Origin of the sequence: Pediococcus siamensis, assembly GCF_047220215.1 — a bacterium.
GTDB classification, from domain to species: domain Bacteria; phylum Bacillota; class Bacilli; order Lactobacillales; family Lactobacillaceae; genus Pediococcus; species Pediococcus siamensis.
In genome coordinates, this window is sequence record NZ_CP178375.1 from 1,098,725 (window position 1) to 1,121,448 (window position 22,724).

General features: G+C 36.1%; 23 protein-coding genes and 1 pseudogene. 4 read left to right on the forward strand and 20 right to left on the reverse strand.

Annotated elements, in window-relative coordinates; genetic code table 11:
• Window positions 1–7 precede the first annotated feature (7 nt).
• The 10 genes from ACLJJ6_RS05230 to ACLJJ6_RS05275 form a co-directional block, all read right to left on the reverse strand.
• On the reverse strand, window positions 8–481 hold the full coding sequence (locus ACLJJ6_RS05230) for an ABC transporter permease (RefSeq protein ID WP_412990433.1): 474 nt from the start codon (window positions 479–481) through the stop codon (window positions 8–10).
• Window positions 475–1,017 carry an ABC transporter permease gene (locus ACLJJ6_RS05235; RefSeq protein WP_412990376.1) on the reverse strand — a complete coding sequence of 181 codons (543 nt, stop codon included), beginning with the start codon at window positions 1,015–1,017 and terminating at the stop codon, window positions 475–477. Before ACLJJ6_RS05235 ends, ACLJJ6_RS05230 begins: the two co-directional genes overlap by 7 nt.
• On the reverse strand, window positions 1,001–2,464 hold the full coding sequence (locus tag ACLJJ6_RS05240) for a sugar ABC transporter ATP-binding protein (protein WP_412990377.1): 1,464 nt from the start codon (window positions 2,462–2,464) through the stop codon (window positions 1,001–1,003). Before ACLJJ6_RS05240 ends, ACLJJ6_RS05235 begins: the two co-directional genes overlap by 17 nt.
• A gap of 43 nt (window positions 2,465–2,507) precedes the next feature.
• The gene (locus ACLJJ6_RS05245; RefSeq protein ID WP_412990378.1) at window positions 2,508–3,464 is read right to left on the reverse strand and encodes an ABC transporter substrate-binding protein; all 957 of its coding nucleotides are present in this window, start codon (window positions 3,462–3,464) and stop codon (window positions 2,508–2,510) included.
• A 92-nt stretch (window positions 3,465–3,556) separates the two neighbouring features.
• Window positions 3,557–4,486 (reverse strand): IS30 family transposase, encoded by a 930-nt coding sequence (locus ACLJJ6_RS05250; RefSeq protein WP_412988322.1) that lies wholly within the window; start codon window positions 4,484–4,486, stop codon window positions 3,557–3,559.
• 79 nt (window positions 4,487–4,565) lie between these two features.
• Entirely contained in the window at window positions 4,566–5,636 is a 1,071-nt protein-coding gene (locus ACLJJ6_RS05255; RefSeq protein ID WP_412990379.1) for a Gfo/Idh/MocA family protein, read from the reverse strand.
• Window positions 5,633–6,568 carry a sugar phosphate isomerase/epimerase family protein gene (locus tag ACLJJ6_RS05260; protein WP_412990380.1) on the reverse strand — a complete coding sequence of 312 codons (936 nt, stop codon included), beginning with the start codon at window positions 6,566–6,568 and terminating at the stop codon, window positions 5,633–5,635. Before ACLJJ6_RS05260 ends, ACLJJ6_RS05255 begins: the two co-directional genes overlap by 4 nt.
• Window positions 6,569–6,667: 99 nt before the next feature.
• Window positions 6,668–7,087: a DUF6379 domain-containing protein gene (locus tag ACLJJ6_RS05265; protein WP_412990381.1), complete on the reverse strand. Its 420-nt coding sequence runs from the start codon at window positions 7,085–7,087 to the stop codon at window positions 6,668–6,670.
• Window positions 7,088–7,098: 11 nt separating this feature from the next.
• A complete protein-coding gene (locus ACLJJ6_RS05270; protein WP_412990383.1) occupies window positions 7,099–7,971 on the reverse strand; it encodes a sugar phosphate isomerase/epimerase family protein in 873 nt (290 codons plus the stop codon).
• Between the two features lie 7 nt (window positions 7,972–7,978).
• On the reverse strand, window positions 7,979–8,971 hold the full coding sequence (locus ACLJJ6_RS05275; protein ID WP_412990384.1) for an MFS transporter: 993 nt from the start codon (window positions 8,969–8,971) through the stop codon (window positions 7,979–7,981).
• A gap of 29 nt (window positions 8,972–9,000) precedes the next feature.
• Between ACLJJ6_RS05275 and ACLJJ6_RS05280 the strand changes: the two genes are divergently transcribed.
• The gene (locus ACLJJ6_RS05280) at window positions 9,001–9,237 is read left to right on the forward strand and encodes a hypothetical protein (protein ID WP_412990385.1); all 237 of its coding nucleotides are present in this window, start codon (window positions 9,001–9,003) and stop codon (window positions 9,235–9,237) included.
• Here ACLJJ6_RS05280 and ACLJJ6_RS05285 read toward each other — a convergent pair.
• From ACLJJ6_RS05285 to ACLJJ6_RS05310, 6 genes and pseudogenes are all read right to left on the reverse strand, one after another.
• The gene (locus tag ACLJJ6_RS05285) at window positions 9,234–10,337 is read right to left on the reverse strand and encodes a Gfo/Idh/MocA family protein (RefSeq protein WP_412990386.1); all 1,104 of its coding nucleotides are present in this window, start codon (window positions 10,335–10,337) and stop codon (window positions 9,234–9,236) included. The genes ACLJJ6_RS05280 and ACLJJ6_RS05285 overlap by 4 nt on opposite strands.
• Before the next feature lie 257 nt (window positions 10,338–10,594).
• A complete protein-coding gene (locus ACLJJ6_RS05290) occupies window positions 10,595–12,166 on the reverse strand; it encodes a glucose PTS transporter subunit IIA (protein WP_412990388.1) in 1,572 nt (523 codons plus the stop codon).
• Window positions 12,117–12,515, reverse strand: coding sequence for an MFS transporter (locus ACLJJ6_RS05295; protein ID WP_412990389.1), 399 nt, complete (start codon window positions 12,513–12,515; stop codon window positions 12,117–12,119). The genes ACLJJ6_RS05290 and ACLJJ6_RS05295 overlap by 50 nt, the downstream gene beginning before the upstream one ends.
• Window positions 12,516–12,562: 47 nt before the next feature.
• Window positions 12,563–13,492 carry an IS30 family transposase gene (locus ACLJJ6_RS05300; protein WP_412988322.1) on the reverse strand — a complete coding sequence of 310 codons (930 nt, stop codon included), beginning with the start codon at window positions 13,490–13,492 and terminating at the stop codon, window positions 12,563–12,565.
• Between the two features lie 474 nt (window positions 13,493–13,966).
• Window positions 13,967–15,370: a hypothetical protein gene (locus ACLJJ6_RS05305; RefSeq protein ID WP_412990478.1), complete on the reverse strand. Its 1,404-nt coding sequence runs from the start codon at window positions 15,368–15,370 to the stop codon at window positions 13,967–13,969.
• A 90-nt stretch (window positions 15,371–15,460) separates the two neighbouring features.
• Window positions 15,461–15,586: pseudogene (locus ACLJJ6_RS05310) on the reverse strand (helix-turn-helix domain-containing protein); the annotation flags it as partial.
• Window positions 15,587–15,683: 97 nt separating this feature from the next.
• On the opposite strand from ACLJJ6_RS05310, the gene istA reads away from it, so the two are divergent.
• The gene (istA, locus tag ACLJJ6_RS05315; protein ID WP_260210390.1) at window positions 15,684–16,898 is read left to right on the forward strand and encodes an IS21 family transposase; all 1,215 of its coding nucleotides are present in this window, start codon (window positions 15,684–15,686) and stop codon (window positions 16,896–16,898) included.
• Window positions 16,885–17,715, forward strand: coding sequence for an IS21-like element helper ATPase IstB (istB, locus tag ACLJJ6_RS05320; RefSeq protein WP_412988384.1), 831 nt, complete (start codon window positions 16,885–16,887; stop codon window positions 17,713–17,715). The genes istA and istB overlap by 14 nt, the downstream gene beginning before the upstream one ends.
• A 49-nt stretch (window positions 17,716–17,764) precedes the next feature.
• Here istB and ACLJJ6_RS05325 read toward each other — a convergent pair whose 3' ends face one another.
• Window positions 17,765–18,415 (reverse strand): AraC family transcriptional regulator, encoded by a 651-nt coding sequence (locus ACLJJ6_RS05325; RefSeq protein ID WP_412990390.1) that lies wholly within the window; start codon window positions 18,413–18,415, stop codon window positions 17,765–17,767.
• A gap of 497 nt (window positions 18,416–18,912) precedes the next feature.
• Entirely contained in the window at window positions 18,913–19,845 is a 933-nt protein-coding gene (locus tag ACLJJ6_RS05330) for an ROK family protein (RefSeq protein ID WP_412990391.1), read from the reverse strand.
• 553 nt (window positions 19,846–20,398) lie between these two features.
• Here ACLJJ6_RS05330 and ACLJJ6_RS05335 point away from each other — a divergent pair.
• A complete protein-coding gene (locus ACLJJ6_RS05335; protein ID WP_412990392.1) occupies window positions 20,399–20,833 on the forward strand; it encodes a MarR family winged helix-turn-helix transcriptional regulator in 435 nt (144 codons plus the stop codon).
• Window positions 20,834–20,921: 88 nt separating this feature from the next.
• On the opposite strand, the gene ffh is transcribed toward ACLJJ6_RS05335, so the two are convergent.
• Both ffh and ACLJJ6_RS05345 read right to left on the reverse strand, forming a co-directional pair.
• Window positions 20,922–22,355, reverse strand: a complete 1,434-nt coding sequence (gene ffh, locus ACLJJ6_RS05340; RefSeq protein ID WP_412990393.1) for a signal recognition particle protein — start codon at window positions 22,353–22,355, stop codon at window positions 20,922–20,924.
• Between the two features lie 17 nt (window positions 22,356–22,372).
• Complete coding sequence (locus ACLJJ6_RS05345; RefSeq protein WP_412990394.1) at window positions 22,373–22,714, reverse strand: putative DNA-binding protein; 342 nt, start codon at window positions 22,712–22,714, stop codon at window positions 22,373–22,375.
• Between the last annotated feature and the right edge of the window lie 10 nt (window positions 22,715–22,724).

Below are 22,724 nucleotides of genomic sequence, written 5' to 3' on the forward strand. Positions count from 1 at the left end.
CCAATACTTAATCATTGTTGTCCATGAATTTCTGTAATAATACCGCTACAATGATAATGATACCTTTAATGGCACCAACCAAGAATGCAGGCACTCCCATCAAATTCATCAAATTATTGATGATTCCTAAAGCTAGAGTGCCAAAAGTTGTCCCGAGAACTTTTCCTCTACCACCTGCCATTGCAGTTCCACCAATCACGGTGGCCGCGATAGCATCCATCTCATAACCGGTTCCACTTGATGAAGAGTTCATGCTTCCTAATCTGGAAGCTTCTAGAATTGAAGCAATTGCGACTAAAATCCCGGCTACCAGATAGACACCAATTAATACACTTTTCACGTTGATCCCGGCTAAGCGCGTTGCGCGTTCATTACTACCAACCGCATAGATATGTTTTCCAAACGCCGTTTTGTTTACCATCAGTGCAATCGCTATACTTAAAATTAACCAAAACCAGACAGGTAAAGGTAGTCCTAAAATGTTGTGTTAGCAATACCTATGAAAGTACTTGCCCGAATTCCACTGGCTGTTAACCCGCCACCGTTAAACCAATACTCTGCCAACGAACGATAAATGTACATTGTTCCCAAAGTCACAATAAATGAAGGTACAAAATATCTGGCGACAAATACTCCGGTTAATAACCCAAACACAGATCCGGCAATCACAGTAACTGCCACCGTCAAAATAATACTATTAGTTTTATTTAACACCCAGACACTAATTAATCCAGTAAGTGCTAACATAGAACCTACAGATAAATCAATTCCCGCTGTGATAATTATCAGCATCATACCCAAGGCAATAATGCCAATGATTGCGTTATTCAATAAAATATTAATCAGATTATTTATATTAAAGAAGGTAGCCCTTTCGACTAAAACAGCAATCACAAATAAAAATAAGAATGCTAAAAACGGTGTATTGCCTTTTAAAAATCTAATATAAGTTTCTTTTTTTAAGGTTTCTTTCTTGACTTCATTCATGTATTCTTTTAATCTAGCTACCTGTTGCATAAAGCATCAAATCCTTTTCATTCAAATTATCGTGAGCAACCTCGTAAACTACTTTTCCTTGGTACATGACGTAAACGCGATCACATAATAAATTGAGTTCCGCAAACTCATTAGATAGAATAACAAATGCTACACCTTGGTTAGCTAAATCTTGAATATACTGATATATTTCAGCCTTTGCGCCCACATCAACACCTTGAGTAGGATTATCAAATATTACTAATTGAGGCTGTCTGCTTAAAGCTCTAGCTACCAAAACTTTTTGTTGATTTCCTCCTGACAGTGTTTCAATTGAATCCCGGGATTGCCCAAATTTTACATCAATTTTTTTCAACAACTGTGAAAGCTTTTTTGCTTTAAGTTTTTTTCGAATGAAACCCCAACGAGAAATCTTATTGAATACCGTTAACAATGTATTATCTTCCACATTTAAATCCTTAATAATACCATTATCCTTACGATCTTTGGGGATGTAAGCGATACGATGACGCAAAGCCGTTTGCGTACTGTTTATTTTTACAGTGTGGTTCGCCAATTTAATCACGCCCTGATAACTTCCGTTGGCACCAGCTACCGTCTGAAATAATTCGCTGCGTCCATCCCCAAGTAAACCTGTAACCCCAACAATTTCGCCTGAGTCAATATGCATTGTAATATCACGAAACTGATTACCTTTAGATAGACGCTCCAACCCCAAAATGGTTCTTCCGTGAAACTTTCTTTCTGACTTGGTCATGGCTGTTAATTTTCTACCGACCATTAGTCCGCTAATTTTTTGTTCAGTAATTTTCTCCGAAATTTCGCCACTTTCGATGACATGTCCATTCCTCATAACAGTATAAGAATCGCAAACTTTAAAAACTTCATTTAACTTATGTGTGATAAAAACGATTGTGATTCCATTTTTCTTCATCTTTTTCATTACTTTAAACAGTGCTTTGATTTCCATATCATCGAGTGCAGAAGTTGGTTCATCCATGATAATTATTTTGGCATCGTTTATAAGCCCTCTGCCAATTTCTACCATTTGCTTTTCTGATTGGTTTAATTCTTTCACCTTTAGCCTAGGATCTACCTTAAAACCCATCAAATTCAAAACTCGACGGCTTTCCGCAATCATCTTATTTTTATTAAGAAAACCATGTTCATTTAGTTCATGTCCTAAAAATAAATTTTCGAAAACTGTCAACTCGTCTACCAATGAAAGTTCCTGATGAACGAAAGTAATTAGCTTAGTGATCTGTTTATTTTTTTGAGGATTAATTAATTTACCGTTCAGGTATATTTGTCCACTATCTTTAGATAGGTTTCCACTTAAAATATTCATTAAAGTACTTTTTCCAGTACCATTTTCTCCTAATAGAGCGTGGATGGTTCCTTTAGCTAGACTCAACGAAACCTTGTCCAATACTAACGTGGATCCAAACGCTTTTTGTATATCAGTCATTTTTATGATTTCGACCATCTTAATCTCTCCTCACCATAGTACTTTAGTAAGGTGACTTCGAATTTATATAATTTGAGACATTAGCTTTCGTAACAATCTTTGGTGAAATAACAAGTTTATTATCAACATTTTTTCCTTCTTGAGCTTTATGGGCAATTTTGATTGCATCACTAATCATCGAAGGACTATATGTGGCAGTAAATAGCGTTAAATTACCATTGCTTTCTTTGATCTTCTTAAAATAGGCCTGACTCCCACCTACACCGGACAGATATTTTACATCGGTTCGTTTAGTTTCTTTCAGTGCTTGTAAGATACCTAATGAACACTCGTCATCAATCGAAAAAATGGCATCTACATGCTTATGTGCGGTCAACATATCCTTAGAGGTTTGCAAACCTTCTTCTTGGGTATAGGCGTCCGCTGTCATATCTACCAACTTAATGTTGGGATATTTCTTTTTCATCACCTTTTTAAAAGAACCAACACGTTCACTACTTACTGAACCAGAACTAGGAACATTCAAAACAGCAATTGTTCCTTTCCCATTTAACTTTTTACCAAGATAATTCGCTGACGCACTACCAATTTGAGGATTAGAACCTGCTACGAAACTTTTATACTTAGCGTCAACTTTTCTGTCAAAAACCACTAATGGGATTCCTGCTTTAACAACCTTTTGTGCAGCAACGGATACTTCATTTGTATGCGGTTCCAATACAATGGCACCAACTTTTTGACTGATTAACTCATCTAATTGAGACGCTTGGTCATTAACATTTGACGAAGTAATCACTTTATACTTTTTTAATCCCAATTCTTTTGCTGTTTTCTGAGCATAATACGCAACACCTGAAAGCCATCCATGATCTGCTGCAGGAATAACAATTGCTAATTCTTTATTTGACGTATTCGAGTTACCTTGACTTTTAACTTTGCCACAAGACACAAGAATAACGGAAATGAACAACACTCCCAATATACTTAAAAATTTTTTCATACTTTAACCCCTCCTTGTACTTGTATACCTATTATCCGAATTTTCTTGACAGATTTTTTGAAATATTTTTATTTAAATCGCAGATTACAAGTTTAATTCGAACACTTACTAAATAGTTCCCTGAATGTTTCAATGGCAGTTTTCCAGTTTAGAATTTTTAATGGTCGGTTGTTAATCAACTCCGTTGCTTCAATAATTGATTCTTCTGTGACTTTCGCGAAGTTTGTCTTTTTAGGAAAGAACCAACGAATTTTGCGATTGAAATATTCATTAGTTCCACGCTCCCACGGTGAATAAGGGTGACAAAAATATACCTCACGTTGATAGGTGTCTTCAATGAGTTGATAACCTGAGAATTCTTTACCATGATCAGCTGTAAATGATTTTACAGCTGGACCAAAGGTTCTGATGAAGGTTTCAATGGCGTTATTCATTGCATTCTGACTACGGTTTGGAATTTTAATCATCCAAACTAGACGACTCTTTCTTTCTACAAATGTTGCCAAACATGTCTTTGAACCACCTCGTGACGAAAGAACGGTATCCATTTCCCAGTGTCCAAATTCGGAGCGATCATTTATAGCTTGAGGACGATTTTCAATAGTTTTACCAACCTGAAAGCTTCCCCGACGCTCATCTTGATGTTTGTGACGTTGTCCTTTGTCGGGCAATTGTTCAGCCTTAAAGTTGATTTGGCCACTGTAAATCCAGTTATAGATTGAGCTAGTGCAAAGTCTAAGCTCATGTGCGACCTCATCAGGTGAATGTGTCAAACGTAAATGGTTCTCAATTAAGCGTTTCAGCATTGGAGTTAAAATTGATTTTCTTCCTGAATGATGTCGTTGTTGTTCGGCATCCGCCTGTGCCAATATAGGGTTATATGGCTGAACTCTCTTGAGTTCATAACTGATGGTGGATTTGGACACATTGAGTGCGGAAGCAATTTTGTTTTGAGAATAACCGATATTTAGCAAATGGTAGATGGCACCGCGATCGAATTGTGTTAAAGTAGAGAAGCTCATAGTAATGTATCTTCTTTCATGGTTTGGTTGTGGTGACTACCATTGTAGAACATTACTATGGGTCTTTGTTTACATTTTTTTAGGTGTTCGAATTAATTATATAATCTGCGAAATGAATAACTTGATCCGTTTTTGCAGATTTAAAAATATCGTCGATTATTTCAAGTGTCCACATAACCTCATTATTTTTTACTAATGGTGCCTCTTTTCCATCGATCCAGTTTACAAAATTTCGATAGAAATCACATACATCACTTGTAACATTTGGTAACTCATGGTGAATAATGCTGTTATCATTTCTAGGAGCCATGGTTTTAGTGAAACCAGCACCGGCTTCTACTGGTATGGTATCCTTGGCCAACTCGCCAACTAAATTTACATATCCACCATGTAGTTCAAAATCTTTAATTTCCATGGTTCCTGTTGTTCCAGCAACATACCATTCTGGTAGTTTAATGAAGTTTGCCGTTCCTACTTCCAAAATTGCACGCATTCCATCTGCAAACCTTAAAATCACACGAAACCCGTCGTCTACTTCATGCCCCAGAACATAACTAAGGTCTGCATAAACACTGATCAACTGTGTCCTGCTTTTCAACATTAAAATTCGATCTAATAAGTGCACACACCAGTCATAAACCATCCCACCGCCTTGTTTCTTAAAACGACGCCAATCATGTGGGATACCTCTAGACCCTTGGACAGTATTACGAATTTCGTATACTTTGCCAAGCTTTCCCTCATCAACAATCTTTTTAACCATTAAATAATTTTCATCCCACCGCCGATTTTGGTCGACCATAAAACAACGATGATATTTCTGAGCGACGTCAAGAATATCTTGAAAATCTTTGGTAGATAAAGTGACAGGCTTCTCACAAATGACGTGTTTTCCTGCACGCATCGCATCAATGGCAATTTGCTTATGAGTATCATTGGGCGTAGCAATTAGCACTATATCCACATTAGAGTTTTCCAATACTTGCTCAAAACTAGTGAATACTTTATATCCTTTTTTTCGTGCCAACTGTCTTTTAGCCAAATTAGTATCCCAAATTCCATACACGGTGATTTCTTCGACCTTCCTTAGTCTGGTCAAATGACGAGTTCCCATACCACCAAAACCAATTAGTACTAAGTTCTTACTCATTGTTCCACCTCCAGATCTTGTATCATTCGTAAATATTGATAACTCAGCTGTAACCCGCGTTCCACTGAATCCAATTTACCAAAACCATTTCCATTTTTATATTCCACCTGAAGCGGGCCGTGGAAACCGTTACGATTTAACACCTTTAATAAATTTAACCACTGAATATCCCCATAGCCTGGAACAGTAGCTTCATAATAGCCATAGTCGTATGGATTTTTTTTATTTGTTTCTTTTCCATAAATACCGAATTGATTTAGCCGGTTATGAACTGTCGTGATATCCTTGACATGAACACTTTTGATATGGGGTGCAAGGTCTTTTGCAGCTTCCAAGTAATCAATTTTCTGCCAATATAAGTGTGAAGGATCAAAATTTAATCCCAAGTTTTCATTAGGAAAAATAGAAAATAACTTGTGTAATAATTCTGGCGAATAACTAATAGTACACGGAAACCCCTCTTCGCTCCATGTAGGCATAGGACAATTTTCGATCAAGATTGAAACATTTAATGTCTCAGCATATTCTAAAATAGGCTCAAACACTTCGTTTACTAAAGAAAAATTTTCACTTAATGAGGACGAGAAATCCTTTCCAAAATAAGTGCCCACATATCTAACGTTTAGAGCGTGTGCCAACCGGATCACATTTCCCAAATGATTGATATACTTCGTTCTCAAACTTAAATTATGAGAGAGTATGTTTTCGTAATAAGCCAAGCAGCTGATAGTGACTCGTTTTTTCTTCAGCAAAGCCTTTATTTGTTTCACTTGATTGCTATCAAAGTTATCTGCATCAATATCGCATGGTTTCCTATTACCTCTGGGCCAGCAAGCTACTTCCAAAGTTGAAAAACCTAATTTTGAAGCTAAACCTATTTTGGCTTCAAAAGACGTAGTTAAGCAATTTGTGATAAAGCCAATGTTATTCAATGCAAATTACCTCCTAAATATGATCCAAAAATAAACAAAAGCAGGATCCGACTTGCAAAATTTGCTGGCCAGCTCCCACTTTAAGATTCTAACGTTTGTTTATTCCACCAGTAACACCTTACGCTTATGATCACCAGTAGTTGTTTCACTAATCAATGTGTCAATAACTGGTGGCATATAGGATGAACTAAAGCGATAATCAACTTTGATATTGTGGTAACCCACCTTAAGTCCGCCATCCTGCTTAATAAAAAGTGTGGCCGGTTCTAATAAATTCCACATAACATCGCCGGTTTGTGAAAGCTCACCTACGGTATAAAGTTTATTTCCAAATTTCCATTTAATTGTATCGGCTGAATATTTAGTTCCATCAACTGTCACATCTCCTGGACGTAATTGGGAAAGCCAAATTCCGCGATAATATAATAATCTAACTCTAACTTGAAAGCCTGTAATAGTTCCATCTTCTGAAGTTGTATTTTTAAATCCACGAGCTTGTACTAATTCTTTTTCTAACATATCTATTCACCTTACTCCCCAAGAATATTTTTCAACATAATTTGATGTCGTTTGATTTGTTCAGATGTATGCCCGGGTACATCAGCTTTGGCACCTTCATATTCGCTAATCATCCAACCTTTCCAATTATGCTTTCTTAGTAAGGCAATAATTTCAGGATATGGAATTACCATTTCATGAAAGTTTTCATCCATACGCATAAATTTTGCATGGCAGATAATAGTGTATTTAATAAATTGTTCGAAATCTGATACCTTACTATGCTCCTGATCCGGATGTGGGAAACCATCGTCATATCCAACTAAAGAGTTAGATTTTGCCTGAAAAAGACTAAAGTCGACATTTAATCCAAAACGTTTAGTGCCTTCTTTTTCAATAAAATCGCAATAATCCCAAACCATTTTAGAGTCGAGAAGACTAGGACTATGGATTTCTGGACACATATAAACATCGTATTCCTCTGCGAGATCCAGCGCTGCTTTAATAAAATCAGGCCAGTTTTTTACAGGAGTCAAGGTGTCATCGATTACACCTAACTTTGTACGTAAAATCTTAAAACCTAATTTATGTGCAATTTTGAAATCACGCTCTAAAATCGCAACGCTTTCCTTTGTACTTAATTCTCGACCTTGATAAAGTCGTGAATCAACCCACTGGGCATATTCGGCTGGTTCAAGATGATACTTTTGCAAAGATGCCTTCCATTTGCTAACCCATTCGTCACTAACATAAGGATAATTTGGAATATGAGAATTTGCTAAAATCTCAATTCCTTTTGCGCCAGTATCACTAATATCGCGCATAATATCGTCCAAATTCATAGTCAAACCAAATTCTTTATTATAACTGTAGGCTGTTACACCACGTTTGATAGAATCAACCATTTTATTCTCACTCCTGTTTACTATTTAAATTCTTATAATATTCTTCTTGTCTTTTATCCAATGATGTCGTCATAAGATGCACAACGATCAATACAATTAAAATTCCAGAAGAAATCATGACACCTAATGCCGGTGAATTGTTATGAAATAAAGCAGCTCCTATTGCACCAACATATGGTGAACAAAAAATCCCTATATTTATTGCAACTAATGCGTAACCAGATATTTTTGAACTCACTTCTGTAGTAACAACTTGAAAAAGTTCATAAAAAATGTAACTAGCAATAAATCCCGATCCAAAAGCAACAACAACAATTAATAACGCACTCAAATAGATATTCGCTGTAACCGGAATTAATAAATAAGAAAATAGCACCATAATTAACCCGATTAAAAATATATTTCGACCTAACAATTTAAATACTTTACCAAAAACTAATCCGGTTATTATTGAAACAAAATTAACCAATCCAAGTATAAATGATGCTTGTTGTGGTGTCCCAAAGCCATTTCCGACTAAGATCTGCGCATATTTGATTTGATATAACAATGTCGCAATATAGAGGAAAAACATAAAAAGAATATATTTCCAGGCCGATGGGCCTAAATGTGTGCGTGGCTTGTTATCCTTCGAACTGTTTTTTTCCTTGTCATCATTATTAGCTTCGTTTTTTAATTCGACATCAGGAGAAAAAGCCCAAACCAAAATAAAAATTATTAAAATAACTGAATATGCTAAAAAGCTATAATGCCATCCTAGTGGCATCAAAAATCCGACAGAATATGTTAGAAGAATATTAACAATGTTTGTAAAAGCACTACCATAACCCACCATTTCTGCCTGTTCTGTTCCTTCGTATACGTGAGAAATGACCGTGTATACTAAAGGATTTATTAGACCAACTCCCGCACCGTAGATAAACCGGCATAATAAGATTACATAAATATTGTTCAAGAAGAATGGCAAGATACCAAAAATAAATGCTATTCCTAAGCCCAATAAAGAAGTCTTTTTGGTGCCAATTTTTTTTGCAACATATGGACTTAATTAAGATAAAAAGCAGAATCGATAAGCTAGGTACAGTGGATGCTGATTCAACGGTAGAACTTGCAACATTTTTAAAAGTTTCTTTCATCAAAGGTATTACGCCAGAAACTACCGCGGCGGAAGCGGCATCGATTGAAATTAGAAGAACTGAAATTCTAACTAGCCAATTATTTCGATTTTGTTTTACATTCATTTATTTCACTCTTTCTAATTTTTAAAGAAAAACTGGTTTTCCGGAAGCCGCCGATTTATAAATTGCGTCTAAGATTTGCGTAACTTTTAATGCCTGTTCAGGTTTAACCAGTGGTTCCGTATCATTTTTGACAGCGTCAATCCATTGTTTTGCGTCTGCAACTGCCTCACCGCTTGTGTCTCCTTCGAAAAAGTCGATATTACCTTCAGGACTCATTTTTTCATCGGTAAGTACCCCGTTATGTGCGCGATTAAAAACAAGTTGATCTTTTGGATAGCTCATCCCATGATAATCCTCGGCGCCAGCTTTTGTACCACACAACGTAGTAGCCGCCTCACGCGATTCCCGCACATTTAGTGCCCAAGATGCTTCAAGAAAAATAGTTGCTCCATTTTCCATTTTTACGAATCCAAAAGCAGAATCCTCTACTTCATATGTTTTTGGATCCCAAGGCCCAAACATATTTCCTTCCGTGGCTTGTTGCAAATGTCCCAATTTATCAAAGGTAGATCCCATTACTGAAACTGGCTTATAGTTATTCATACACCAGAGGGTAATATCTAGAGCATGTGTCCCAATATCAATCAATGGACCGCCACCTTGTTTGGATTTATCTGGGAAAACGCCCCAAGTTGGCACAGCACGTCGCCGAATCGCATGTGCTTTAGCAAAGTAAATTTCTCCCAATTCACCATTTTCACATGCTTTGTGTAGTGCCTGAACGTCTGTTCGAAATCGATTTTGATAACCAATAGTGAATTTCTTACCTGATTTTTTCCAGGCATCAATCATTTTTTGTGCTGCAACTGGATCGTTTGACATTGGCTTCTCACAATATACATTCTTTCCCGCCTCAAAAGCTGCAATTGTAATCGGTGCGTGAGCAACATTTGGAGTTAAAACATTAACAATATCAATAGTTTTATCCTTCAACAGTTCGTGATAATCTGTATAAACTTTTGCTCCAGGGACACCAAAATTCTTGGCTGACTCTTCGGCCCGCTCTGGAATAATGTCACAGAATGCCACCAAATCAACCTCATCTTTAAATTGTGACAGCGCCGGGAAATGCTTGTTATGCGCAATGCCTCCGCAACCAATAATACCGATACGTAATTTTGCCATTTTTTTCACTCCTTAATTTTTTTGTGATAGCAATTCAAGTCATTAAATTGCTTATCTACAATATATATATTAGATTTTATGAAAGCGTTTTTCTTCCGAGTAATTAATTGAATTCTACTTTCAAATTGTTTTACCTTTTCATGTAATTACTAATTGACAATAAATGACGAGCATTTCTTGCGCTTACGCCAGTTGATTGAGCCTTTTCTAAACTAAAAACGAGGATAAAACTAATAAGTTTCATCCTCATCGATATTTTAAATAATGATATATCCAATCTCGTCCCCAGCGTGAACCGTACCGGGCTCATCAAATATAATCTTCTTCGTTGCTCTGCGATTTGTAACGATAAACAATATTTCTTCCCCTTTTTTAGCCTTTTTTAACTGATCCAAATCCATAATAGCTATTGGTTCTCCATGTTTAACATGCTGACCAACATCAACAAAAATAGTGAAAGGACGACCATGCATATCAAAAGTATCAATTCCCATGTGAATTAATATCTCTAAATTATCTTTAGTTCGAATTCCAATGGCATGTTTTGAAAGAAACACATTCATAATCACTCCTTCAACTGGTGAAACAATCTTTTTCTCAAACGGTACAATAGCAAAACCTTCACCCAAAATTCCTCTTTCAGCTACCGGATCGTTTACTTCTTTTAGTGGGATCATTTTCCCACTTCCCATAGCATAGATTTTATCGACACTGTTGTTTTTAAATTCACTTCGCATATCCTTTGAGAATTTAACTAAATGGTTTTGAGTATTAGTAATATTTACTGTCGCCACATTTATCTTTTCGCGTCGATTGGTTAATTTTGCATTAATATCATCATTAATTTTTTCATTTAACGGATAAAAATGTAATGGAATTAGGCAAGCCATCCACAAAAGACCATACAATAGATTTACAACACCATTAATTCCAAACTGTGCGGATGTACTCTGAGTCTGATTGGCAACATAACCTGTAAAAGCCATTATTGCAAGTCCAATTGAAGCTCCAAACGCAGATCCAAGTTTGACTGATAAAGAAACTGCAGCGTATGAAATCCCATCTGATCTCACGCCAAACTTGTATTCTCCAAAATTTATAGCATCAGCGACCATTGCCATTGGAATGGGCATAACAAAATTGAACAGACCATAGACAAAATCGATAATAATTAGTGTCCAAATTGATTGAAAATTACCAACTTCTCCAACAACAAACATTATCAGTAAGCTTATGCCACAGCCTAGATAGCCAATAATACACATTCTTTTTCTCCCGATTTTGGTTATCCAGTTTTTTGTTAGAAAAATACCAATAATTCCACCTAAAGAGGGTAAAGTCATAAATAATGAGGTTAAATCAAATCGTTTCACATCATACATTACATAATAGATCAACGTCCCAACTCGACCAAACATGGCCAACATTCCCAGAAACATGATGATAAATAAAAGCATCAAAGGGCGATTTTTCAAAACAGTCTTTATCGTCACTTCAAGCTTTATTTTTTTCTTTGTGTTTATGGGGCGAATATTTTCATGACATTTCGTCCCTACTAATACAAACATTGGTACGGCTGCGAGGGCAAATATCATCGCAGTAAACAAATAACCTCTTGCATTCGGGGTACTCTCTCTAGAAAAAAATAATAAGAGAACCGGAGTTAAAGAAGTTATCAATACTGAGCTTAGATTTGTTCCGATCATTCTATAAGAAGTCAATTGGGCCAGATCATCTTGATCCGTTGTCATTACTGTTGATAAAGAACCATACGATAAATTAACAACAGTAAAGAGTAATCCGCAAATAAAATAAGTAATGAATGCCAATATTATCGCAGTTGTCCCCCGAGCCAAATTTCACAAAACTAAGAACAGCAAATAAAGCTAAGAAAGGTGAACCATAAAGTATATATGGACGAAATCTCCCTAACTTTGTACTGGTTCTTTCCGCAATTGCACCAAATGTTGGATCCCAAAAGCCATCAAATACCCTGGCAACCATAATCAAAAGGGAAGCTATTGCGGGGGTAATTCCAACAATATCTGTATAAAATACGGTTAAGTAGCTACCAATGAAAGTCCAGCACAGATTACTTGCGAAATCTCCTAAACCATAAATAAATAAAGTTGTACGTGATAATTTCAGTTTAGAAATGTTAGGATTTATTTGCTCCATCTAAATATCTCCTTTGATTTAATTTTTATATGTCGCAGATTACAAGTTTAATTCGAACACTTACTAAATAGTTCCCTGAATGTTTCAATGGCAGTTTTCCAGTTTAGAATTTTTAATGGTCGGTTGTTAATCAACTCCGTTGCTTCAATAATTGATTCTTCTGTGACTTTCGCGAAGTTTGTCTTTTTAGGAAAGAACCAACGAATTTTGCGATTGAAATATTCATTAGTTCCACGCTCCCACGGTGAATAAGGGTGACAAAAATATACCTCACGTTGATAGGTGTCTTCAATGAGTTGATAACCTGAGAATTCTTTACCATGATCAGCTGTAAATGATTTTACAGCTGGACCAAAGGTTCTGATGAAGGTTTCAATGGCGTTATTCATTGCATTCTGACTACGGTTTGGAATTTTAATCATCCAAACTAGACGACTCTTTCTTTCTACAAATGTTGCCAAACATGTCTTTGAACCACCTCGTGACGAAAGAACGGTATCCATTTCCCAGTGTCCAAATTCGGAGCGATCATTTATAGCTTGAGGACGATTTTCAATAGTTTTACCAACCTGAAAGCTTCCCCGACGCTCATCTTGATGTTTGTGACGTTGTCCTTTGTCGGGCAATTGTTCAGCCTTAAAGTTGATTTGGCCACTGTAAATCCAGTTATAGATTGAGCTAGTGCAAAGTCTAAGCTCATGTGCGACCTCATCAGGTGAATGTGTCAAACGTAAATGGTTCTCAATTAAGCGTTTCAGCATTGGAGTTAAAATTGATTTTCTTCCTGAATGATGTCGTTGTTGTTCGGCATCCGCCTGTGCCAATATAGGGTTATATGGCTGAACTCTCTTGAGTTCATAACTGATGGTGGATTTGGACACATTGAGTGCGGAAGCAATTTTGTTTTGAGAATAACCGATATTTAGCAAATGGTAGATGGCACCGCGATCGAATTGTGTTAAAGTAGAGAAGCTCATAGTAATGTATCTTCTTTCATGGTTTGGTTGTGGTGACTACCATTGTAGGACATTACTATGGGTCTTTGTTTACATTTTTTTAGGTGTTCGAATTAATTATATAATCTGCGATGTTTAAATAAAAATAATGATAGGCATTTTCTAGCAATTTAAATTTTTCTCCTTTCTGAGCACCATAATTTTTGTTGATTTATTCTCAAGTACTATTTTGTGGAACCGAAACCAAATCAATTTGTACTAGTATGTTAAAGCATTAATTCACCTATCACTAAGGTTCACTGTATACGCAATGTAAGCGCTTTTCTCCGTACTTATTGTCAACTGCTATGCAAAATTAGTTTTTTCCACTAAAATGTGATAAAAAGAACAAAAAAAATAAGCTTAAATAGCTTAATACCCCCTTCAATCAGTAAATTAAAAAGGGAGACGACGCGCTTTTCAGATCACATTTATCTACCCTTTTAATCATTTTAGTTATTCTGTTAGTACCCTTTGTTTTTTTCGTATATGAACAATAAAGAAATTATTAGCTTGTACCGGTAATTTAACATCTAACACTTTATTTTTCACTTGTGCCACTCGCAATGTAACGCTGACTCCGTCCTTTTGCCTCAGTAAATCGATATCTGAATTTCTTAAAGATTCATAGTAATCAAATTTACTCCAATAATCCAACATATCCGACTCACATTTAAAAATACGTATTTCGTAATCTCCAGATTCTAAATCCTTAACTCTCATATTTATATTCTCCGAATTGGCCGGTAAATAAGATTTAATGTTTTGGGCATCTTGAAAGTTAGTCCCGAGTGTCAGTAAAGGATATTGAACATTAGTGCCTAAAACATAAATTTCCTTGTCAACAAAACCGGCTAGAAACGCATCATGCAACATATAAAATTTTTTAACTAACGAAAATTCATTGATAAATTTTACTGCCATCAGAGAAGGTTTTTCTAATTTAATATCAGTTAAAAGTCCTGGTCCAGCAGTTATAATTCTGTGCGCAACTTTTAAATCACTTTCAAATATATCAGAACCCAAAATATATCCAAAACCCGCAATAAATGGAAATAATTTCACAATTTGATTTATCAGATAGGCACCCGCAAAAAGAGTGTTTTGTAAATAATTATCTTTTTTTAAATAGATTCCAACCTCTGATAAAAACACTGGTTTATCTTGTCCAAGTTTTTTTACCAAATTTACCAGTTTCTCAGTAAAGTTTTTAAATTCGTAATTTAAATTATTTAGTGAACCTTTTTTAGGAGACTCCAAAAAGCCTTTAACTGTTATAAAATCAACTTCAAAATGCTTCAGAATAAAATTTATATAATTTGCGTTTAAAACTGTACATCCGATGCCACCTATCTTGACTTCGGGTAATTCTTGAGTAATTACCTCTCTTACTAATTTAAACGCGTTAACTGCCTCATTACTTACCAAGTTAGAACGTAACTCAATTTCAAACTTCCATTTCTCCAATAAGCTTTCAGTAAGGTGATCTTTTAAAAATTCAATTACTAATCTCATCTCATCGGTGTCCTTCACTGAAACTTTAGTACTAACTCTAAATGTAATCCAAGGAGTTAAGCCTTTCAGTAAAATGTAATCAATCACGCTTTTTACCTTCCGCAAGTAGGCTCTGATGTTGCCTGACATTTGTTCAACATCAATTAACATTCGAACGTAATCAAATTTCGTCGTCATTAATAGTTTTTCAATATGATCTTTCCATTCGTCTCTATCAAATTTATCAATGAAGCCCAAATTGATAATTGTACTAACTTTATAAATATTTTTTTGTTTAGCATTCAACGCGGAAACATTTAAGTTCATAACTGATGTTTCTTTTGAGTTTGAAACATGTTTTGCCAAAACTTCTTTGGTCTTGTACTGTACATTATCATCTACGTTTGTTAATAACTTTTGCTGTTTTATTATTTGGGAATGTTTCTGTCTATAACTTGAAGGTGTTACAGAATACTTATTTTTAAAGGCCCTATTAAAACTTGATAAACTATTAAATCCACTATGCATTGATACAAATACTATGGATTTATCTGTTTGTATCAGTTCACTTTTTGTCAGCAACGGTTGTAAAATGTTGGAAAATACCGATTAGAAAATGTCGGTTTTCCAACATTTTTTTACGGTAAACTAAACGTATCTCAAATTTGGAGGAACTGAAATGCGTTTAGATGTTGAACAGTGTGTCCAGCAATATATTATGAACAAAATAAAGCCCAACTTCGCTGAAATTGGTCGACGATATGGTGTTGATCCGCGAACGGTTAAAAGATACTACAATTTAGGGCTCACGCCCCCAGATGAGCAGCCACAACCCTTACGGCGGCCGAGTAAACTTGACGATTATCGAAAAACGATTGAAGAAAAGGTTCTAGAAGGCTGTTCGGCAACGGCAATTTATTACTTTATCAAAGAACGTGGCTATCAAGGAAAGCAAAGTATTCTCAGAGACTATTGTCGAACCATCAGAAAAGCCGCAACGAAAAAAGCCACTATCCGGATTGAAACCTCGCCAGGGCTTTCAGCCCAGGTTGATTGGAAAGAAGACTTAACATTGATTTCTCGGCATGGAGAGATTGTCAAAGGCAACATCTTCTTATATGTTTTAGGGTACTCGCGAATGAAATACATGCAATTTACCTTCAGTCGCAGCCAAACTACCTTTTTTGATTGCTTAACGAATGCCTTTTGGGCAACCGGGGGTGTGCCGAAAGAAATCTGGTTTGACAACCAAAAGGTTGTCGTCGATCATCATAAAAGTAATTTTGGTAAGCCGGTATTTAATGAAACCTTCGTTGAATACGCTAAGGACGCTTGTTTCAAGCCAATTGCTTGTCGACCGTTTCGGCCACAAACCAAAGGAAAGGTTGAGGCGTTGGCCAGAACTACTCAGCGAATTAAAGTTTACAACCATGAGTTTGAAGAGCCGCTAGACTTAGCCGAGATCGTTCATTTGACGTGTGATCAGCTGAATCATGAGAAGTCTCAGGCGACTCAAATTCCGCCTTATTTATTGCTTGATAAAGAAAAAGAGTATCTCCATGATTTTGATCATGACTTACTCGATGCCTATGCCAGCCAAACCATCGCAAGGAAAGTTAGCAAGGAATCAATGATTGTCTTTCAAAATCGGAAATACTCCGTCCCCATCAGATATATTGACGAAACCGTACAAATTAAACACGATGACAATACTCTATACGTTTATTATAACGGAGAACTAATTCGTTCTCACCCTATTTCACTGAAAAGATTTAATTATCTTCGCGATGACATGGAAGAGATTGTCCGATCAGACCTTTATAAGAATCGTGATGACCGAGTCATTGATGATTACGTCGACCGAAACCTGAAGATGTTTGATGAAATGGAGTGAGAAAATGGCTAATTACCAAGCGTTATACACCAACCTTAGACAATTAAAGTTAGATCGTTTCGCCGAACATTTAGGCTACCTATTGGATCATCAAGATGAAGCACCCAAGTCCTTGAGTGATGCCTTATTCGAATTGACAACGGCTGAGCTTAAATACCGGGAACAAAAAAAGATTAATTTGAGAATTAAACTAGCCCGCTTTCCATATGAAAAAACGTTAGCTGACTTTGACTTTAGCTATCAACCAGGAATTAACCAAGGGACAATTGAGGACTTGGGATCACTAAGATTCACCCAAGAGAATCAAAACATTTTGTTTATCGGCACCTCCGGTGTCGGTAAGACTCACCTAGCCACCGCCATTGGAATTGAAGGGTGTAAACAAGGAATTTCAACGCAGTTTATTCGATGTAGCGACCTCATCAACAAGCTTCAAACAGCACAAGTTCAAGGACGAAGCGAAGAAGTGTTGCGCCGGTATGCCCGTTTTCAAATTCTAATCATTGACGAGATTGGTTATCTCCCAATTGAGTCAGTGGGTGCTAAGCTGTTCTTTCAGCTAATTGAAAGACGATATGAACGGAAATCAACCATTATCACCACTAATATTCCGCTTTCTAAGTGGGGAAACACCTTTTCAGATAAGATGTTAGCTAACGCCATTTTAGACCGCTTGGTTCACCACGCTAAAGTCATCCGAATCACCGGTCGATCATATCGAATGAAGGATCATTTGATTGAAAAGAAGGATAATTCTGGACCTGATTTATCAGGTTTTAGCTCACAAAATAAAGAAAGGAGCAGTGAGACACTGTAAACCTTATCGGTAAAAAACAGCATTTTTTAATCGGCAAAAAACGACATTTTCACATCGGCGTTGACACACTTTTTGCATGCATAAGACGGATATTCATCAGAAATTCTTTAAAGTTAACGCCGATATTCTTTTTGAAATATTTTGAAAAATAACTGGGTTCCATAAAAAAGTGTTCTGATATGTTACTCAAATTTACATCCTCATTATAGTGATTTATCACATATTGCTTAATAACAGAAATTTGACTGTCATTCTGTTCTATTTTAGCAAATTTTAGTATTAATATATTGGCAAGTTCATACCCCTTACCAATCGTAAAAAGTTGCAATTCTTGATCTTGTGAGAATAACGCTTTCAAAAGTGATTCGACGGCTTGGGTTATTTGTTGATCTTTTTTTACATAACCCATTGTATTATTAAACTGAAAATTTTTTAGTCCTAGTTGATTCACAATTTCTTCCATATTGAAGCTAAGCCAGAAAGTCAAATTAACCGTTTCTTTTGCTTCTAAAACGAGTTGCTCATTAGTATTTAGCAAGATAAAACTGCCTGGATTAAGTTTCAATCTTTTGCCATTTATAGTTACTTCAAATATACCATCTAATATATATACAATGGTTGGTGAATTAAGCGTATTTTTCTGCCTTTTTATGTCATAATCAATAGTCCCATTGGCAAACGAATATAATTTAAAATTCATAAATATTTTCACTCCTCAATAAATTAATAGCCGCGACAAGAGATTCATTTTGTGTTAAACCATTTAGCAATTTATATTTTCTGTCAATGATTTAACTAAATATCTTCACAAAAAACGGGATAATTTGTAACTTTATCAGAATCAAAACATTCGATATAAATACAAACATCCCATTTTTAAACTATTGGTAATTATATAAATTATTATGTTTTTCTTTTTGACATCCAACTATCAAAGCTGTGAAATTTGATTTTCCTTCTCCCTAATTGTGAGTTTTTCCAAGATTACTATCACTACAATATTATTCATTCACAACTATATGGTGGCAAAGAGTGTCTTCTAATTTGACTTGGTATACCATCAAAAAGGATAGTTCTCCGTCACATAAATAGAAATTCAAAAAGGTTTTACTTCGATTTACCTGCTGTAAAAGGTATTTTATAAATTTTTTAACAATAGTTACACCAACAAAATTCGAAAAGAACATTAAGACAAAATCATACTTTTTCATTGAAAAAGAAAGCAGCGTCACCAAAGATTCCCGCATTATTTCCTAATTGCGAAAGTGAAATAACGTAATTTGATCTAATTTGAGAAAATACATGACTATCAACTGATTTGATCAGAGGATTTAGTAAAGCATCCCCGGCACCTGACAAACCACCACCAATGACAATTTTTTCGAGATCTAACGTATTCAAAATACCTGCAAAAGCAAAGCCTAAATAATTTGTAGTCTCTTCTACCGCCTGTCTTGCATATTTATCACCATCTGACATCCATCTAAATATGTCTATGGTTGTAAAATGTCCGCGATTCACATTTGCTTCTGTCAAAATTCTTTTCATAGTTTTGACCATGCCGTTAGCAGATGCGAAACTTTCTAAGCAATTCAAATTTCCACAACCACAGACTCTGTGTTCATTTGAAATCACTGGAATATGTCCAATTTCACCTCCTGACGAATGTGCACCATTTATTATTTTTCCATCAATGATAATACCCGCACCCACACCTGTACCTAAGGTAACAAACATTAGGTTATTGATACCTTGACCAGCTCCGGCCCACATTTCTCCTAAGGCCGCTGAATTTGCATCATTTAATAGGTTAACAGGAACATCAAATTTATCCTCAAAAATGGATTTTAATGGGACGTCATTCCAGCCAAGATTTACCGCTTTTATAACTCTAGAACCGTCTACCGAAATTGGGCCTGGAATTCCAATACCAATGCCTACGATTTCCTCTTTACTATAAAGCACCAAATGTTCCTTGATTGTATTGATGGTATCGCTAATGATATTAATTCCGTTATTTACAATATTTGTGGGAATTTGCCACTTTTCTATGATATTTCTATAATCATCGATGATTGCTAACTTTACTGAAGTTCCTCCAATATCGATGCTAACTACCTTTTTTGTCATAACTACCTCGATGTCAAAATATTTTAAGGATATATATAAACACTGTATCCTAGTACACTACTTTATTATATTGAGCTAAGCATATTTGTCTGCTTATTATTTACGTAAATATTTGAGACTTTTTGTCTTATTTTTTTAAAATTTTTAAATAGCAAAAAACAGTAACTCATCATTGCTGTAAAAAGCATTCACAAATTAAAAGCATTGCCATCTATTTAATTAAGATAAACCATTAAACTCCAAAATAATTTTATATCCTGTCGGTAACATGTGAGCTCCTTCAAAAAACAGATCAACTTTCAGATTTTTGACAATCAGTTAGATGACTTTTAACATTAATGAATTTAAAATTCATATTTTTGTGTGATATAATTTTCAATTTTCAGATCCCGTCTTAGTCTGTTTCGACATACCAATTCTCTTCGCAACAGTTAGGCTTCCAAACAGTTGTCCAAACTAACTTTAAGGATTTGACTTCTCAATCAGTTAGCACGTCTAATTGTTTCTTTGCCTAACCTTCTGTTAAACTATAGGAAAGTGAGGTAATGAAATTATGACAAACGTAAATTCAAAAATAGATGCCTTAATACACGCTATTAGACTTCAAAAGGAAGTAGACTTAGCCCAAAAGTTAGCGCCTCTTTCTCCCCGACAAGCACTCATACTAAGTTTAATCGAAAAGCAGCCTGGACTCCTGCAAAAAGATATTGTAGCGGTTACCAAAACCCAACCGGCAAGCGTTTCATCATTTTTAAAAAAATTGGAAGACAATGGCCTTATTTTAAGGCATGTTCCCGCAGAAAATGCGCGCAACAAAGAAATCTATATAACCCAAGCAGGTCAAAAAATCGTCAACCAGTTCAATAAAGCAAATGCGGATATCAATCGTAAAATGTTAGGCTCACTTTCAAAAGAACAAAAGGACCAATTAATTACCCTTTTGGCAAAAATCGAAAAAAGCTATAGGCATTCACAGAAGTCAAGCTAGCAAGTTTCATTTTTTATGAATCAAAAAAAGCATTGAAAAGAAGTTTGATCACCGCTTCTTTTCAATGCTTTTTAAATTTTAACCCGCCTTATTTATTCCGTCGGTTCTTCTTTAAACGTTTTTTCTTCCGCTTTTTAGCTTTACGGACCATTGAGTTCATAGCCATTTTAGATAGACGACCACTTACCCCTTTGCCTAATAACCCTTCCATTCCATTAAAGTTACCTTTAGACATTTGGTTCATCATTTTTTTCATCTGATTAAACTGTTTAATCATTCGGTTAACTTCAACAACTGGACGTCCAGAACCACCCGCAATGCGGCGGCGGCGACTCGGATTAAGCAAATCGGGATCTTCACGCTCAGCTGGCGTCATGGAATAGACAATGGCTTTCATATGCGCCATATCTTTCGGATCAATATTTACATTTTTCAACGCCGGATTATTAGCCATTCCAGGAATCATCTTCATGATATCTTCCATAGAACCCATATTCTGCATCTGATCCATTTGATCCACAAAATCATTAAAATCAAACGTATTTTCCCGAATCTTTTGGGTAACTTCTTGCGCTTGTTTCTCATCGTACTCTTTTTGTGTCTTCTCAATCAGCGTCAGCATGTCACCCATGCCTAGGATTCGTGAAGCCATACGATCAGGATGGAAGACATCCAGATCGGTCATTTTTTCGCCCTGACCAATAAACTTGATTGGCTCGCCAGTAACGGCTCGGATAGAAAGCGCCGCACCACCACGGGTGTCACCATCCAGCTTCGTCAAAACAACGCCGGTTACATCAAGCTGATTGTTGAAACCTTCTGCGGTATTTACCGCGTTTTGCCCGGTCATGGCATCCACAACCAAAAGAATTTCATTTGGATTTGCCAGTGCTTTGATACGGGCTAATTCATCCATTAACTTCTCGTCAATCTGCAAACGACCAGCTGTATCAATAATAACGTAATCGTTTTTCTCTTCATCAGCCTTTTTAAGCCCTTGACGCACAATCTCGACCGGATCCACATCGGTGCCCATTTGGAAAACAGGGACATCGATTTGTTGACCAACCTGAACTAACTGATCAATCGCAGCCGGACGATAAACGTCCCCTGCAATCATCAACGGGCGCGCTTTTTGTTCATTTTTAAGTTTCAAAGCCAGTTTTCCAGCCGTTGTCGTTTTACCAGCACCTTGTAGTCCAACCATCATAATGATAGTTGGAATCTTTGGTGATTTGTTCAAATCAACGGCCTGGTCGCCCATAATTGAAACCAGTTCGTCATTAACGATTTTGACAATTTGTTGAGTGGGATTTAATCCTTCTAGGACATCTGCACCAATCGCCTTATCACGGACGGTTTTGACAAAATTCTTAACAACGGTAAAGTTAACATCGGCTTCAAGCAAGGCCAAACGAATTTCACGCATAGCGCTCCGAAGATCCGATTCTGAAATCTTACCTTTTTTTCTTAATTTACTAAAAGCATTTTGAAGTCGTTCTGTTAAACTTTCAAAAGCCATGGGTTAGTCCCTACCTTTCATTCTGCTTCGATTGATTCGAGGTTATCAATCAATTGGCGGAGTTCTTCATCCTCTGGATACGTTTTTTTGACATAAGCTAAGAGACGATCCGTCTGATGATTACGTGCCAAAAAATCACCATAAGTATGCAGTTTGTCCTCATAATCTTCAAGAATCTGCACGGTCCTCTTAATATTATCATAGACCGCCTGTCGACTAACAGCATAATTTTCTGCAATCTCGCCCAAAGAATAGTCATCAGCATAATACAACTGCATATAGTTACGCTGTTTTTTAGTTAATAAGCTGCCATAAAACTCAAAGAGAAAGTTTATTCGGTTGTTTTTTTCAATTTCCATCCCAATCACA